General features: G+C 34.8%; 10 protein-coding genes and 3 pseudogenes. 7 read left to right on the top strand and 6 right to left on the bottom strand.

The window, feature by feature from the left end:
* Positions 1-109 precede the first annotated feature (109 nt).
* The gene (locus ACPEH5_RS19315; protein WP_423727138.1) at positions 110-1114 is read left to right on the top strand and encodes a Zn-dependent alcohol dehydrogenase; all 1005 of its coding nucleotides are present in this window, start codon (positions 110-112) and stop codon (positions 1112-1114) included.
* A 223-nt stretch (positions 1115-1337) separates the two neighbouring features.
* Positions 1338-1496, top strand: coding sequence for a hypothetical protein (locus ACPEH5_RS19310; protein ID WP_155405735.1), 159 nt, complete (start codon positions 1338-1340; stop codon positions 1494-1496).
* A 344-nt stretch (positions 1497-1840) separates the two neighbouring features.
* Here the strand turns inward: ACPEH5_RS19310 and ACPEH5_RS19305 are convergent, their stop codons facing one another.
* Positions 1841-2839, bottom strand: coding sequence for an FUSC family protein (locus ACPEH5_RS19305; RefSeq protein ID WP_210814501.1), 999 nt, complete (start codon positions 2837-2839; stop codon positions 1841-1843).
* A 274-nt stretch (positions 2840-3113) separates the two neighbouring features.
* Here ACPEH5_RS19305 and ACPEH5_RS19300 point away from each other — a divergent pair.
* Positions 3114-3325, top strand: a pseudogene (locus tag ACPEH5_RS19300) (IS1-like element transposase); the annotation flags it as partial.
* 590 nt (positions 3326-3915) lie between these two features.
* On the opposite strand, the gene ACPEH5_RS19295 reads toward ACPEH5_RS19300, so the two are convergent.
* The 3 genes and pseudogenes from ACPEH5_RS19295 to ACPEH5_RS19285 form a co-directional block, all read right to left on the bottom strand.
* Positions 3916-4671 carry a hypothetical protein gene (locus tag ACPEH5_RS19295; protein WP_423727137.1) on the bottom strand — a complete coding sequence of 252 codons (756 nt, stop codon included), beginning with the start codon at positions 4669-4671 and terminating at the stop codon, positions 3916-3918.
* Positions 4668-6305, bottom strand: coding sequence for an RNA-directed DNA polymerase (locus ACPEH5_RS19290; RefSeq protein ID WP_423727136.1), 1638 nt, complete (start codon positions 6303-6305; stop codon positions 4668-4670). The genes ACPEH5_RS19295 and ACPEH5_RS19290 overlap by 4 nt, the downstream gene beginning before the upstream one ends.
* Positions 6306-6506: 201 nt before the next feature.
* A pseudogene (locus ACPEH5_RS19285) lies at positions 6507-7547 on the bottom strand (tyrosine-type recombinase/integrase); the annotation flags it as partial.
* Here ACPEH5_RS19285 and ACPEH5_RS19280 point away from each other — a divergent pair.
* From ACPEH5_RS19280 to ACPEH5_RS19270, 3 genes and pseudogenes are all read left to right on the top strand, one after another.
* A pseudogene (locus ACPEH5_RS19280) lies at positions 7541-8002 on the top strand (DUF2612 domain-containing protein); the annotation flags it as partial. The pseudogenes ACPEH5_RS19285 and ACPEH5_RS19280 overlap by 7 nt on opposite strands.
* A gap of 5 nt (positions 8003-8007) precedes the next feature.
* Positions 8008-9246: a phage baseplate protein gene (locus ACPEH5_RS19275; protein WP_206226808.1), complete on the top strand. Its 1239-nt coding sequence runs from the start codon at positions 8008-8010 to the stop codon at positions 9244-9246.
* A gap of 164 nt (positions 9247-9410) precedes the next feature.
* Positions 9411-10493, top strand: coding sequence for a glycosyltransferase family 9 protein (locus ACPEH5_RS19270; RefSeq protein WP_240133665.1), 1083 nt, complete (start codon positions 9411-9413; stop codon positions 10491-10493).
* Positions 10494-10716: 223 nt separating this feature from the next.
* On the opposite strand, the gene ACPEH5_RS19265 is transcribed toward ACPEH5_RS19270, so the two are convergent.
* The gene (locus ACPEH5_RS19265; RefSeq protein ID WP_166687107.1) at positions 10717-11475 is read right to left on the bottom strand and encodes a glycosyltransferase family 25 protein; all 759 of its coding nucleotides are present in this window, start codon (positions 11473-11475) and stop codon (positions 10717-10719) included.
* 906 nt (positions 11476-12381) lie between these two features.
* Here ACPEH5_RS19265 and ACPEH5_RS19260 point away from each other — a divergent pair.
* The gene (locus tag ACPEH5_RS19260) at positions 12382-16080 is read left to right on the top strand and encodes a hypothetical protein (protein ID WP_423727135.1); all 3699 of its coding nucleotides are present in this window, start codon (positions 12382-12384) and stop codon (positions 16078-16080) included.
* Between the two features lie 120 nt (positions 16081-16200).
* On the opposite strand, the gene ACPEH5_RS19255 is transcribed toward ACPEH5_RS19260, so the two are convergent.
* On the bottom strand, positions 16201-16446 hold the full coding sequence (locus ACPEH5_RS19255) for a hypothetical protein (RefSeq protein WP_423727134.1): 246 nt from the start codon (positions 16444-16446) through the stop codon (positions 16201-16203).
* Positions 16447-16596 lie beyond the last annotated feature (150 nt).

Below are 16596 nucleotides of genomic sequence, written 5' to 3'. Positions count from 1 at the left end.
AATTTGGATAGGAGAATCCATGATGAAAGCCGCTGTACTCAATACGCCTAACGGGCTCTTTTCGATTGAGAATATTGAGATTGACCACCCGAAAGGGCGCGAGGTTCTGGTGGAGGTCAAAGCATCTGGCCTTTGCCATACGGACTTACATATTGCAGAGAATAACTACGGCTTTCCGCTGCCAGCCGTACTAGGGCATGAACTAGCTGGAATTGTCAAAGAGATAGGCCCTGAGGTCAGAGAGTTCGCTATTGGTGACCATGTGGTTGGTTCTCTGGTTCAATATTGCGGCCATTGCGAAGCCTGCTTGGACGGACGAACTTACCAATGCGAGCATCCTGAGGAAACTATGCGAGGTGCAGGGGATGGACAGCGTCTAACCCTTAATGGTGAGCCAGTCTTACCGATGTTTGGTACTGCTGCTTTTGCAGAATTCACTTTGGTACATGAGAATCAGCTGGCTAAGGTTCCCAAAGAGTTACCTTTTCCTCAAGCTTCAGTTCTAGGCTGCGGTTGCGTAACAGGAGCCGGAGCTGCGATTAACACCGCTGCGATCAGACCAGGAGATACGGTCGCTGTGATTGGTGTTGGTGGCGTGGGTCTTAACGTCATCTCTGGCGCACGGCTTGCTGGAGCTATACGTATTATTGCCATTGATACTCAACCGGCTAAAGAGGAACTCGCTCGTCGGTTTGGTGCGACTGATTTCGTATTGGCGGGAGATGGTGATCATGTTGAAACGGTTCGTACCATGACGAATGGCGGAGTTTTACATGCTTTCGAGGTGGTAGGTGCAAAATCTACCATTGAGCAGTCTGTCAAGATGTTAAGAAAGGGAGGTACTACCTATGTGATTGGTATGCCGAAGCCAGATAACCCCATTAGTGTTGATGCCTTGGAGGACGTGTTGCTTAATCAGGCAACTATTAAAGGGGTTTACATGGGGTCTTCGAATATTAAGCATGATATTCCTATGTATGCCAATCTTTATTTACAAGGACGTTTTAACTTGGATGACCTCATTTCCAAACAGATCGATATCGATGAAATTAACGAAGCTTATCAGGAGCTTAAAAATGGCGGCATTGCACGAAGTGTAATCACCCGCTTCTGACCCAACTCATAAGGAAGCCGCATCATAGATTTCAGTCAAACGGATACATCCTGTACCTTTATTGGCAATGAGATTGTTATTTTAGGGGGCTTGTAAGGGCAATGTAAATCACGGATTCTAGCCTGTGTTTATAAGACCTTTAAAACACTCTGAAAAACTTAAAATCACATAAAATCATGCAGTAAGGTATTATCTTACTGCATGAAATATTAAGGTGCCCTTCATGAATAATCACCACTTCGCGATAGGGATTTCATTGGCTTTGGGCACAGGTACACTATCAGCACAAGCTCAATCATCCGATGATAATGTGATAGTGACAACGATGATAGTGACAAAGCCAACTGGTTGTGTTGGCCCGGAGAAAAGGCGACGTCTGTAGATCTGATATGTGCTGTACACTACGGTTACCAAGACTGATGGTTCAACAACTATCGAAAACGTTAAAGTAAATCCCAACGCACCGATAGGTTATTTTTATGTCTATTTATACCGTCTTGCCTGCTATCTAGTTTAACGAGCGTCACCTTCCTCTAATCTAAGAATTTTTGTTTTAAATTCTAAAATTACCTTGTTATACCGAGGCACTTATTTTTATTTTATAGTATTCTTGAACAATTACCTTTGCGTCTATAATAATGGGTTTTAATTTGGCATAGTTATTAATAATAGCAATTTAATTCTAAATTTAAATTGAGTAATTTTAATTTAGTCATTTTTAGATATTCATTTATGTATTTTTCGTATATGGCTAACGGATTGTTTTTGTGTTGCTAGTTTAAGGAAATAGCTACATATAATCGCAAATATACCACCAATCAATGTTTCCATTATTCTTTCAAGTAAAAGATGGTAATCGATATGGTTAAAGTAAATTGACATTTCTATTAAGGATAAAACAAGTCCTGTAAGGCAAAATGTGCCAAAAACGTTGTTTTTTTTGCTGTTACTTATTGGGATTAGAAAAGCAAATAGATATATCAAAGCAAAGCCAACATACGGCATAAAGGCAGTAAAATTAAACGTAAAATATAAAATAAAAACAACAAGTAATGTGCCAATAACTCGATCTCTAGTTAACTTAATGATGTTAGTTAATTTAGGATTTAACACAAATATATATGTCAGTGGTGCCCAGAAGAAATGGTCAATATTAATTGCTCTAGAGGTCAAAACACATAAAAGCAACCCAAATGAATAGATTAGTGACTGAAAAATAAGGCTATATGATAATTTGTCTTTTTTTAGTGATATATACTTTTTTATTTGGAACATCGTAATTTTTTTACGGTTACTGATGGTGTAGCAAAATACAAGAGTTATGATTGTTCCTATCAGTAAGCCTATTACTAGGCCATCAAAGCTCGATTTGTTGAGTGTCGCCCCTATGATATAAAAAATCATGAAGTATTTAAATGACATATCCAATGAGGAGTCTATATTGTAAAACTGGTAGTAAATAAAAGGTGCTATGAAGAGAATTACCAAAAATAGGCTGCCGAAACCCAAAAAATAGCCCAAGGCAGAGCCTACAAAGACAAAAAAAGAACACAGTAGTGAATAGGTGATATTTTTATATTGGCTAGCTTTATTAAATATCGTGTAGCCATGCAGGGTTGAGAGTGAACTCCATAGTGTTGCATCAATGCCAGCAATGTAATAAGTAATAATAAAACTTACTACGAGGCATAATGTGAAATAAAAGCTCTCTAAAAAATTAATCATAGATTTACCTAGTTACTAAATGAAAAAGCAAGGGCTCAGTTTGCTCGATGTTCAAATTATGACTAAATCAAAAAACACATGAAAAGAGCCTGTTAAAAGGTATAGTACTATATTTTCTATTATTTCCAATAAATAGCGTAAATACTTTTTTCATACACTATAGTTTTCACTCTTCAGTTTCAATGAGAATAATTGAATTACTGATATTTTATGAGAGATGTGTTTTTGGAGCTCGTATTCAATTCGGTGAACAGTCTGTAAGATAGAGATATTTATGCTCAAAGTCGATGTAAAATGCGCATTTTGCCAATCAACGCATTTAGTTAAAAAACATGGATAGCGAATTGTTGAGCATCAATGCTATCGCTGCCAAGCCTGCGCCAAAGATTCCAAGTAGATTATGAATATCGGGCTTGCCAATCTGGGAAAAAGGATAAAATTATTGACCTCACGGTGAATAATGCAGGTATTTGTGATACTGCCAGAACCCCCCAGCATATTTATTGAACGCGAACACGATCTATTATGATGGTCTACATATTGAATGCATGACCGTTTTTAGGGTGTAGATGCTCTAAATCATTACAACTTTTTTGTAATTTTAAAATCGTACCCGTGTTAACAACAATTTTAAATTTTTCAAATTGTTGTTTGAATTTTCCGTCGGGTTTCTAAATAACCCGCCTCGCCCGTTAGGATGAGGTAATATTTTATGTGGAGGTGAGTATATTAATTGACAAGCATCTTTTTATGAATATACGGATATGATGATTATGTATTTAAATAGTAGAAGTATTCCCGTATAAAGATCCGGTATCGCTGATAGTGTGCGAAATAGATTCCCGCCATCATTGAGAGGTCATTGAGATTTTTTGAAATCTTCTATGCCTACCGGCTGGCGGGAGTTGAACCCGAGTCCGTAATTTATTAATTGTTTGATTATTAAAGGGTATTTTTATTAAGCTTCAATCATGTGCACTAGGCGTGCACATGGAGGTAAGTGTATGGTTCTATCGTAGCTATACATTAAATTTATTAGGTATAATTAAGTTCTGCTATATGCTGTTTGAGTGACCTTAGTTATCAAGTTTATATGCATAATCACCAACAATCGATGAAAATAATTCTAATAATTCTAACTTAGATCTTCCTGCCCCAGCTATTTTTACAAGCTCATGAAAACTAATTTCAATGTATTTATTTGTCCTAGGATTTAATAAAATACCCGTTTTCCACTCTTCTATACCGTCTTCAATTGATGATGAACAACTTAATAACCAGTAGATTAAAATTTGCCGATAATCGGATGAAGAAAAATTTTTACTACCACATTTAACTTCTATTAATGTATCTCTAATTGCAAAGTCGCCTTCTCCTTGTGCTATCCATTGATAACCAGGTATTAATGGTGATTTTATAATTTGTGAATTACCCTTTTGGTTATTAAGATACTTGATGGATTTAACTAGATTATTAGCAGTTTGATCTGCGATCTGCATCTCTACGTCTAATAATTTTTTAGGTAAAACCGCATCAAAATACTTGGACTGCCTTTCTAAGGCTACTGATAAGCATGTATCCCAATCGTCTTTTTTATTTTCAAGTAATTGTTCTGCACGGGCATAAGCAACTTCAAATAACATTGCCGAATTTATAGATACTTTTAAAAATAAACTTTCATCTATAAAGGTACAACTGGGGATAGGTTGGGCTTCTCGATTTAAATGAGCAATTATAGCTGGGAGCAGCTGGGGGAAAAGTAAATCACATATTCCAGGAATGTCTCGAGCTACGGTTCTGGGATCTTTGACAGGCAATCTAAAAAATCTCATTTTTTCTCAGACCTCTCACACCATGAAACATACACCTCACTAAAAGATGCTGTTCCTTTTGTTTCAATCCCTAAAGCCCATGCTTTATCAATTGATTTTGTTACTTGTTTTCTAAAATGAGTTCCATCATCTCCAAACTTAAAAGAGGCTAGCCATAGCATTCTCTGGATTTCAGGTGTAAAGCTAGGCCATTTATTCCTAGCGGAAATAAATGATGCTCTATCCTTCCAATTCCTAATACACTCGAAGCATGCTCTTTTGATAGCTTCAGATGAACTTGTTTCTAATTTTTCATGGACGTATATAGCTCTTTGTGAGGTGCTAGCTACTCTTAAAGCTCGCAGGTAATGCAAACAATTAGCTTCAGGCAAAAGCAGGTGTTCTGAATGGATAGCTATGTTATCTACCATCTGATCTAATGAACTATATATACTTGTATATTTTGTATCTGTTCTTATTGAAATAATGCCTTTTAAAATTGTGGAGAAAGAGGCTCTGAAAGAGTGCAAATTTCCTGGTGAAAGTAGTGTGTTACAAAGTTGTAGTGCTAATTTAGGATCATGAAGCTTTAACGTTCTACTTATTTGATTTACTAAGAATGTATCTGGTTGGCTTTTATGGATTTCTAAGTCAAGTAAGGTTTGGACATTTAGTTGCTCAACTGTTTCAACAAGTTCTTCATAATTGGAAATAGGATTATCTGAGTAAGGATCAAAATGTAGATCTATTTTTTTTAATCTACTTGAATTGTCGTCTTCGGTGAATAACTGAGAATAAACAAAATTCTTATAATGCTGAGCTTTTAGCATTATTGTTTTTGTTTTATTGAGAGAAAGCCCATAATCTGCCAGTACATTTGAAAGGATTGATATAGCTCTATAAGCTTCTGCTTGGTTATCTGCTATTAATGTAAAATCATCGACGTATCTATGCCATTTGAGTTTTGATAGTGTAAGTAATTTGTCTATTGATGTCATTAATAGTTCAGCAAGCACTCTTGAACATTGACCTCCAACAGGCAAACCAAATGATCTTCCTGATGATAGTTGGCTTAAAATCCTGTCAATTTGGGTTGAAACGGTGGAGCTGGATCCAAATAAATCATTAATAAAGTTTTCGATGCGATGATGGTAGATGTGCTCATAGAAATTTGAAATATCTGTTTGTATAACTACTGAATCATTATTTTCTAACGCAGGATCTTTAATCGTAGCTTCTTTATATGCTTTCCATGATTTATTCCTATCAAATATACTGGAACCATTTTCTATGAATCGATATGAGTGGGCATTAGGGCTTCTATAAACTTCATTTTTCTCAGCAATTGCAATTGCGAGGCCGTTTAAGTAAATATTCCAAAAAGAGTGAATTTTAGTAGAAATTCTAAAACCGCTAGCCCCCGTAGGGGAAAGTAGTCTTTCTGAATAAATCTGTATTGAATTTAAAATATCTTTAGTATTTTTTTTCCCACTTTTTTCAAGTCTTTCAAAAAGGTTAAATGCTATTTTTGCTATTTTATCTTTTGAATCAGAAATGAAAACCGTATCAATATCAAATGGTAACATATCATTATCGCCATGAGATTCTAAATCATCTATAGCCCTGATAAAATGATCAATTTTTATTGAGTTCATTGTACTTCCTATGCTTATTAATTTAGTAAAATTTAATACTCAATAATACCTTAAAATTTCTTACAAGCTATTTATATACGTTAGATAGTATCTAAAAATTAGCGTCTTTATGCTTATTCTTTATATTGATTTTCTAGGTTCACGTCCTTATTTTTCTAAAAGGGTAAGCTATCTATGTTTAATTAATTTAACTAGCTAAATTCAATACGATTGAGGGGGCTTAATCACCGTCCCCCCATCATACTCCTTAAGATAACCTCCATAGTGCCTAAACAACATCTCAGGCCCCTTATGCCCCATTTGCCCAGCTAGCCAAAACAGGTTAGCGCCTTGGCTAATATGCCTTGTGGCAAAGGTATGTCGTGTTTGATAAGGATTACGATACCTGATTCCTGCTTTCTTGAGCGTTGGTACCCATGCTTTCTTCCTAATTGCATCAGCGCCTGCCCAAGCTTTATTTGTTTTTGGGTCTTCAAAAATCACATCATCTTTTAGGAACGTGAATTGCTTCTGGTTATTTAGGGCGTTCAGGGCTTCACTATTCAACCCAACCTTTCTAGTACCAGCTTTAGTTTTGGTTTTCTTAATAACACCGACAACGCTGGCGGATTGCACGTGTGCAGTATTTTCTATGAAATCTATATCACTCCATCTCAATGCACATAATTCAGAACTTCTTAATCCAGTATTAATGGCAAATTGGAATAAGTTTTTCCATTGCTCATATCTTGCCGCAGCGAGTAGGGCAGAGACCTCTTTAGGTGACAATGGGTCAACAATATAACTGCTTTCATTGTCACTGTTATTTGATTGATATCTTGAAGCAGATACAAGGCTGACTGGGTTAATGGATACGATCCCATCGGTAATGGCTTCATCAAGCGAGCTACGCAAAAATGAGAGCTGGTTACGGATAGTTTTTAATACTGTCGTTTGCTTTTGTATCCAGTTTTTTAGGATCGCCGGTGTGAGTGATGAAACATGTAATTGGTGCAAATCAGATAAGGCACTTTTGCATTTTTTATAACCGCCAATCGTTGATGGCGATAAATTTCTAGTTTCACAAATAACTAAATATTCCTCTAAATAATCAATCACTCTTTTTTCTCGATTATTAACACCAAAAAGCATTAATTTTTTAGAGTTAGGAAAATATTTAGCGTAATTAAAAGTGCCTTTTTCAATGTTGTTTTGAATTTCAGCAAGTAGCCTTTCAGCGTATTTAATATTTTTATTATCGACGGTTACTCGATGTGCCGTTGGGGATTGATGTCCCGCCTAGCGATAAAACGAAAATCGGCTTTGGTTTTGGTAAAAAGAATGCCAATTTCAAAGGCAACTTTCGGCGTAATGCCGATTACACCTTATCGCTGACGGTCGACCAAAAACGTCTCATCGTGCGTATGCGCTATTTTAACCTTACGCAAAGCCCAACGGCCACCAATATTAATGAATTTCTTAAACGCTTCTTTTGGCAGGCGGATAGTAAAGTATTCGTGCTTGATCCGCTGGATATGACCTATTTGTATTACGTGTTTAATTTCAACCCGGACGAACGTTTACGGGCCCTTCTTGAAAACTTCGACCTCATGCCTCGCCCATCAGGGGTAGGAGTTAAATATCGTATTGTGACTAAAAAAGCCTTTGGTAACGGTCAACATCGTAAAAATTTCCTTAGCAGTAATTTCGGAGCCTAAAATCCATGACAAAAATCTTTAAAATTCCCTTTGCAACACAAGGGGACAGGACTTCTATTCCCGATGATGTACAAGCCGATGGCGCAGTTTCATACACGCAAGGTTATAGCTATGATTATGAGCGTGACCAACAAACTGATCCTGCAGCTAAAGATATCGAACGTGAAAAGATGAATGGCATGTTTCACGATATTACGGAAGCAATAGGTGAGTTGCAGAGCTTTGGTTTACCTAAATGGGCGACAGAAGGTACGCCATACCCAATTCGCGCTATCGTTTATCATAAAAACAAAACGTGGCAGTCGAAGATTGAAAATAACAATGTTGAACCTGTCGCAGGTACAGCATGGCAGGAACTGAAAGCGGATTTAAGTGCCGGTGATATTAATGTTTATACCAAAACCGAATCCGACAAACGCTTTCAGCCATTAGGCAATTACCAAGCGGCAGGTTATAGCTATTCTAAAGCGGAGTCTGATACCAAATATCAACCCAAAGGCAACTATGCCCCCGCAGGCAATTACGCACTTAAAGGTGAAAGCTACACTAAAGTAGAGGGCGATGGGCGATATCAGCCGAAAGGCAGTTATCAGCCGTCAGGGGACTATGCAACAAACACAGCACTTAATAACGGGTTGAATGCTAAGCTCAATACGAGCAGTGTTGCCCAATCAACGGGCGGATCAACAACGAACGTGATGAGCCAGAAGGCCGTCACCGATGCATTACAAAACTCGGTTAACCTCAATACGATTTATCCCGTTGGCATTGTTATGTGGTTTGCACAAAACAAAAACCCGAATACCTTGTTCCCTGGTACTAAATGGCAATACATCAGTGAAAATAAAACTATTCGATTAGCTGCAGCGAGTGGTGCGAATGTGTTAACAACTGGCGGTTCGGATTCGGTCACATTAACAGAAGCACAGATGCCAGCTCATAATCATAGCTTTTCGGCAACAACGAGTAGTTTTGATTATGGAACGAAAACCACAAATACAGCAGGAGCTCACACGCATACAGCCGGTACCCCCATCAATTCTTATTGGGGGGACCGAAATAATAAAACTCTTGCACCCGGAAGTGGCAATGTAACTAGTTCGTCCGGCGCACATAATCATACTGTCACAATTGGCGCTCACACTCATACAATATCGGGTGCTACAGGAAAAAAAGGTAGTGGTAGTGCAATCACAGTGACAAACGCCTATATAATGTTGATGGGGTGGTATAGGGTTAGTTAATGCCAAGCAGGAATAATTGATATATTTTTATGCTGATATAATAAGACCGTAAGGTGATGCGGTCTTAAATCATTCATAGTAATATTTAAGTTGAATAAATTATAATCATAATTATTATAATGGGAATGGTATTACTTATAAAATTTAAGCTTAAAAATTAGAAGATGAATATATTAAGAAAGATAAATAGATATAGAAATGAAAAAACAAAAAAAATCAAGTTTAAACTTAGTCTATGGATTATGAAGTTGCTTTATAAAAGACAAAAGGTTGATGTAAATAATTGCAATAATGTGTGCATTTTTATGCACGCAAAAGCTATAGGAGATTCTATTATTACATCGGGACTGATTAAAAAAATTAGGTCTAGTGGTAAAAAGGTATACATTGTTGCTCCGGAGGGATTGAATTTTTTATTTTCTGATATCATTGGAAATGATGGTTTTTACCCTTTTGATAAAAATAAAATACCTGAGTTAGTGTGTGAATTAAAAAAAATTAATATTGATCTAGTTATTGATCTCTTTGATTTTGACCATTCTATACGCCATAGGTTAAAAACTTTATTTCTATTAAATCCTGCAAAATCAATTGGTTTTGACCAGCCTAAAGGAAGTATATACGATATCAATCTACGCAGTGATGGTAAAGCTCATTTAACTGATAGAATGATCAAAGTTCTAAAATACTTAAACCTAGAAAGTAAAAACTATAAATACGAATTATCCTTTGATAGTTCTGAATTCTCGCTCGCTCATGACTATGCTAAGTCAGTAAAAGAAAATAAAAAACTAATTATATTTAATCCTTATGCGTCACAAACTGAACGTTCTTTTTCAATGCAGCAAATAAATGAAATAATCGAGTATCTAAACTCACTAAAAAATTATAAGACAGTTGTTTTTAATTTAGGATGTAGCATTAATTGTGAATTATTAGAAAATGTGGTGTTAAATCCATTTAACGATGCTGGAAACTCTTTTGCACTAGTTAGCAATGCCGATGTGGTTGTTTCTGTGGATACGGCGATTGTTCATTTGGCAAGTGCCTTTAATATAAAACAATATTGTGTCTATAATAACAAGCGTAATGTTATAAATCAGGATTGTAATATTGTTTTTGGTGCTAATAGCTCGAATGCAATTCAACTAACTACCAGTGATAATCTTGGTCTTGCGATGGGTGATCCTATGAGTAAATTTGATGTTAGTCTCTTAATTAATGAGATGCGTAAGGATTTAAATTAATATTGCTAATTAACCCTAACAAATTAAGCCGTTGTAAAAAGCGGCTTCTTATCGTATTAAGTGTATTTTTACTGTTTCAGAATAGCCATCTCCCGTTTTTTCTAAATATTTTCCTATCGTTACGTACATATGTTTTGCAATACCAAGAAACAAGTAGGACTATTGCACTGACCTATCAATACTCTTATTTGTGCCTTCCTTTGTTGATAGGCTCCAGCTTGTATTATTTTTGATTATATTCAATTTTTAGTAGTATTTTCTTTAAGAATAAATCTTTTAATCTATAATATTGATAATTTCTTATTGTTTTTCGCAGACGACTTCTGTATTTTTCTCTCAATTCTATTAATGGTAAACGCTCATGCTCAATTAAAGAAATACTTTTAGTTTCATCATCATAAGGTATAACGGAAGGTATAAAGCAATATATATTAGCACAATTGAAGTATCTAAAATACCACCACATATCAGCTTCGTACTTAATTGGGGTTTGGAATGATATGAGTCTTTGGGCTGCTTTTTTGTTGATAATGTATGCATGAGATCGAATAGCTTGGTAAACTTTAAACACATTATCATCTATCTTTTGATTTTTTATGTAACTATCAACGCATGATAATAAATAGATATTTGGCTTAGTTAATTTATCTATTTTTTGTATTTTAGATATTACATTTTCAATGTTATGAGGTAATGTAGCATCGTCTTCTAGTACGAATGCCTGCTCAATGTTTTCGTTTACCATTTTTTTATAAATTGCCAAATGGCTTAAAGCACATCCAATTTCACCTTTTGATAGCATGCAATTTGGGTAGTCATAAACAATCTCTTTAAGTTCAGAGTTTGATAGATCTTTCCCGTTTACTGCATTAATGAATTCATATTTTAGTTCAGTTTTATCGAGTTGAGCTTGCATTTTCATTCGACGCTCAGAACTTTCTTTTAGGTTGATAATAAAAACAATCAATTGGATACCTACCATATGGTTGATTTAAATTTCTATATTTGATGGCTTATAGCGCCGAAAATATGGCACTTACACACTAATGGCCATCACTGAACCGATATTGACAATTACTCTCAAGTTACATGCCTAGTTTTTGAGCTTTTCTATGAATATGTAAAAAGTAGTAAGCTATTTACATCATCTAGAAACATTAGAGGATTTATACTATCAAATAGTAAAGCCATCTAACAGCGAAAAGCTACCGTTTGGTGGCTTATCATCTATTTCAAAACATATGTTGATGTTCAGGTGAGATGAGGTATCTAATTTCATTTTTTACAAAAAAGAAAACCCCAAGGAATGACCCTCAGGGTTTTTGATTTAAAATGCGCGTGCATTTCACGTGCACTTTCTAGTCTTAATGTTGCCAGTGTCTAGTCCAACTGATTTTGCTAACTTCCTGTTTTTAAACCTGTTGTCCTATCACTGACCCACCAAATTTGGGCTGGCGGAGTCTGAATTCGTCGCTTAACTAAATGATTTTATAGTGCTAATGTTCAATTCAACTTTTAAAAAGTGCCTAATAAGGTGCCTAAAAACAATTTGATTGATTTTTATACGCTAATATTAGTGGGGCAGCTATACATATAGTTTCGCATTTTATCAGTTTATGTAGAGATTACTACTTTACTTCAAGTAGCAGCCATTTAATCCATGAAGAATTTATTGGTTCAAAATAAGCAAGTTTGATTCACAAAAATTTTTACAGTTAACAAGTGTGATTGTGAAATCTTGTCCCAAAATAGGGAAAGAAATTCTTTTTGTCAATTGATTATAGGTGCTTTTAATATAGTATTTAGGGATGAATTACTTCATATAGCTTATATTTTTGAAGTTTAAAATTATTAGATAATACTGAAGGTAGTTAAATAAGGAATGGTAATGGGTGATAAAAAATTTAAATTTCAAAAGCTTACGCCTGTCGGTGATATTGATTTAGGTATTTATGAAGATGCAATCAACTTTGCTTTTGACAATGACGATCTAAAGAATATTGCAATTTCAGGGCAATATGGTGCAGGTAAAAGTAGCCTTGTCGAATCCTATAAGAAAAATCATCCGAATAAAAAATTTGTTCATATTTCACTTGCTCATTTTAGAACGTCGGAACCGACTGGAACTAATGAACCTAACAGCCCTCCTATCAGTACAACTGCACTAGAAGGTAAAATCCTTAACCAGTTAATTCACCAAATTAATGCTGATGATATTCCTCAAACAAACTTTAAAGTAAAGAAAAAGGTAACATCTAAAAGCGTTTTTAAAAATACTTTTTGGATGGTGTTCTTTATTGCAATGATATTGCATGTCATGCTATTTGAAAAATGGTGTGATTTTGTCTCGTTGTTATCTGATGGTTGGTTAAAAACGCTTTTAATATTCACCACCAAATATGACTCTCTACTAATTAGTGGTACAATTAGCGCTATTTTATCCTGTGTATTTATCTATGTCTTAATTAGAACACAAAAAAATAGGAACATGCTGAGAAAAATAAGTTTGCAGGGTAATAAAATAGATATTTTTGAAGAGAGTGAAGAATCTTATTTTGACCGATATTTAAATGAAGTATTATACCTTTTTGAGAACGTTAATGCTGATGCTATTGTTTTTGAAGATATGGACCGCTTTAATGCTAATAACATTTTTGAACGTCTTCATGAGGTGAATAGGTTAGTTAATATTCAACGTAATTTAGTTAAAGATTCTTGGATATCATCTAAACTATTACCTGAATTCTTATTTAGGATCTTAACTAAGCATAAGAAACCAACCTTGCGTTTTATTTACCTGCTTCGTGATGATATCTTCATTTCTAAGGATAGAACTAAGTTCTTTGATTATATTATCCCAGTTATTCCTGTTGTTGATAGTTCTAACTCCTACGATCAGTTTATCTCTATTTTTAAAGATGGTGGGATTTTATCATTATTCAATGAAAGTTTCTTAAAAGGTCTCTCATTATATATTGATGATATGAGGATACTGAAAAATATCTATAATGAATTTTTGGTGTATAACGATAGATTAAACACGACAGAGCTTGATCGTAATAAAATGTTAGCTATCATAGCCTATAAAAATATTTTCCCTAGAGATTTCGGTGAGTTGCAGATTAATCAAGGTATTGTTTTTGCTATTTTTAGTGAAAAAGAAAATATTATTACTGAGGAAATAGAAAAACTAGAAAAAGAAATTAGTGATAGGAAAAAAGATATTGAGGTCATCAATAATGAAGTCCTCGGATCTATTCAGGAGGTTGATGCTGTATATGATAAAGAATTATCTCAGTATCATAGTAACCCTTACTATGATAAGGAAGAAAAAGCTGATGTAGCGCAGAGAAGAGCGTCTAGGAAAGCAAATGTTGAAAATAAAACTAATGGGAAAATAGAAAAGATTAATGAGATTTTATCAAAGTTAAGAGAAGATTTGGTTGACTTCAGAAGTAAAAAACTAAAAGAAATTATAACAAGAGAAAATATTGATAAACTCTTTAAACTCACATATATCAATGAAATTGGCGAAGAAAGGAATTTTAATGAAATAAAAAGCAGTGAGTATTTTGACTTGCTCAAATACCTTATTCGTGATGGCTATATTGATGAAACCTATACCGACTATATGACCTATTTTTACGAAAATAGCTTGAGTCGCATTGATAAGATGTTTTTACGTAGTATTACCGATCAAAAAAGCAAAGAGTTTACCTATCAACTCAAGAATCCCAAGATGGTTGTTACCCGCCTTCGAGAGGTGGATTTTGAACAGGAAGAGACACTTAATTTTGATCTATTAACTTACCTGCTTCAAACTCAAACTCCAGCTCATCTTAATTTAATTAAACGATTATTTAAACAGCTAAGAGGTAATAAAAGCGTTGAGTTTATTCGCGATTATTTTGAGTTAGAGAAAGCTCAGCCTAGCTTTATTTATCGATTAAATACGCTGTGGCCTGAGTTCTTTTCTTATGCCCTTAAAGAAAGTGAGTTTTCTGCTGATTGGGTTAAACGCTACTCGATAGGCACACTTTATTATTCTGCCAGTAACGTCATTGAGACCATTAACATTGATAATTGTCTGACTGATTACCTTTCTGATTCAGCGGATTATTTAGCCATAGAGGAGCCGAAGGTTGACAAATTAATTAGTGGCTTTAAGCTGCTTAACGCCTCTTTTGTTAATATTAATTTTGAAAGAGCAAATAAAGCACTCTTTGATGGGGTCTATCAGCAGTCACTTTATGGTATTAATTTTGCCAACCTAACCTTAATGCTGAGTAAGGTTTATCAGTTTAATAGTGAAGATGATATCCGCCATAAAAACTATACGTTAGTGATGTCACAGCCTGAATCTCCCTTGGCTAGATATGTTAATAATCATATTAGTAACTATCTGGATATGGTTTTATCTAGTTGTGATGGTTCAATTACGGATGATGAAACTATTGTTTTATCTGTTCTCAATAATGAGGAAATATCGGATGAGCAAAAAGAACAATATATAAATTCTTTGCAAACTTTCGTGACCTCCCTGAGTGCGGTTGAGAGTGAATCCTTATGGTCATCGTTGTTGGATAAAGAGAAAGTAGTTTGCTCTGAAGAAAATATAGTATCTTACTTTGTAAACGTTGATGGGCTAGATGATTCACTTATCGGATTTATCAATAGAACTGATGCAGAGTTGAACTTTGCAAGTATTGATATTGAAGATGAGCAAAAAAGTAAACTGTTTAGAGCGATTATTATCTGTAACGATTTATTAAATGATAAATATGAAAAATTAATTTGTTCGCTAAAGCGTATTTATAAATCCTCCTTTGGCATCAACGGTATTGTAGGTGATAAATTCAAAATATTAGTGGATAAAAAAATTATTCGTATGAGTGTGGATTCACTTGAATTTATACGAGAAAGCTATCCTGAACAGCTTTTCTATTATATCAGAAAGAATATCGAAACCTATGTTGAACTAATGGTGGTAGAGAACTTTGTCTTAGATGAGGCTATATCGGTAATTTCTTGGAACGTTGATGATGATATAAAAATTAAGTTACTCGAGTTTGTTAAAACACCACTTGCTATTCATGGTAAGGAATATTCTACTGCCGTTAATAACCATATTTTAGAAAATAATTTTGAACTAGGCGAACTCTTAAACCTGACGTCGTCATATAAAACATGGACAACGTCCACTCAGTTACTCATTCTGAGCTTGGCTATAGAGCATATCTCAACATTGATAGCTACCTCTGATGACATTCCCGAGCCATTACTGAAAGATCTGTTTACTTCAGAGGCTCTAGATATACAGGATAAAATAGCGCTATTAATCGCTTTATTGTCAGGTAAGGATTTGGGTAAGGTTGTCTGCAAAGCGTATCTTGATCTGCTTGGTTTATCAGAGTTTAGTAAAATTTTGGGGCGAGGTAAGCCTAAAATTGAGGTTAATACAGGTAATCAAGGCTTATTAACTGCGTTAAGAGATAGTAATTTATTTTATGATTTTGAAATGGATGAGGAGAATCCTTCTTATTATAAGATAATAAGGCGACGCCCTATGTTTGATTCAGAGAAATAGCAGTATGCCTCTTTCAACCATTTGGGCACTTTTACGTGCCCATTTTTTACAGCTATACTGAATTAGATATAGTGAACATTCAACTCAAAACATATTTAAGAATTTTAATTGCTGGGAATTCTAATATAACAGTTTTGGTTTTTTAACGGTGCCTGATGGTGGTTTAACTGTATGGCTATTCAGCTTTTCATAATCTTTGACTACAATTGTAATTAAAGATTTAAGCTCATAACACCATTCATCCCTAGCAGCTGAGTTAGATTTCTTTAAGAACCATGCATGTTGTTTCAGCTGATGTGTAATAGCTGTTTCCCATTGCTTGTCTTTTTTTTGATTTTCTAAAATCTGTTCGAATGTAAAAAGCATCTGAGATATAAACCATGGGTAGCTAATTTTAGTTATTTCGTTTTTAGCTATTTGTTCTGTCCACTTCCCCTAAAATAAGACAGCTATAATTAGATTTTCTGCCCTAAAATTTGCAGAGGTCATGATGAAAAAAGCTCGTTTTACTGAAAC

The organism is Providencia sp. NPDC089933 (genome assembly GCF_049545585.1).
In the GTDB taxonomy this organism is placed as follows: domain Bacteria; phylum Pseudomonadota; class Gammaproteobacteria; order Enterobacterales; family Enterobacteriaceae; genus Providencia; species Providencia huashanensis.
The sequence above is the reverse complement of the archived record's forward strand: the minus strand, read 5'-3'. Positions and strand labels throughout refer to the sequence as shown.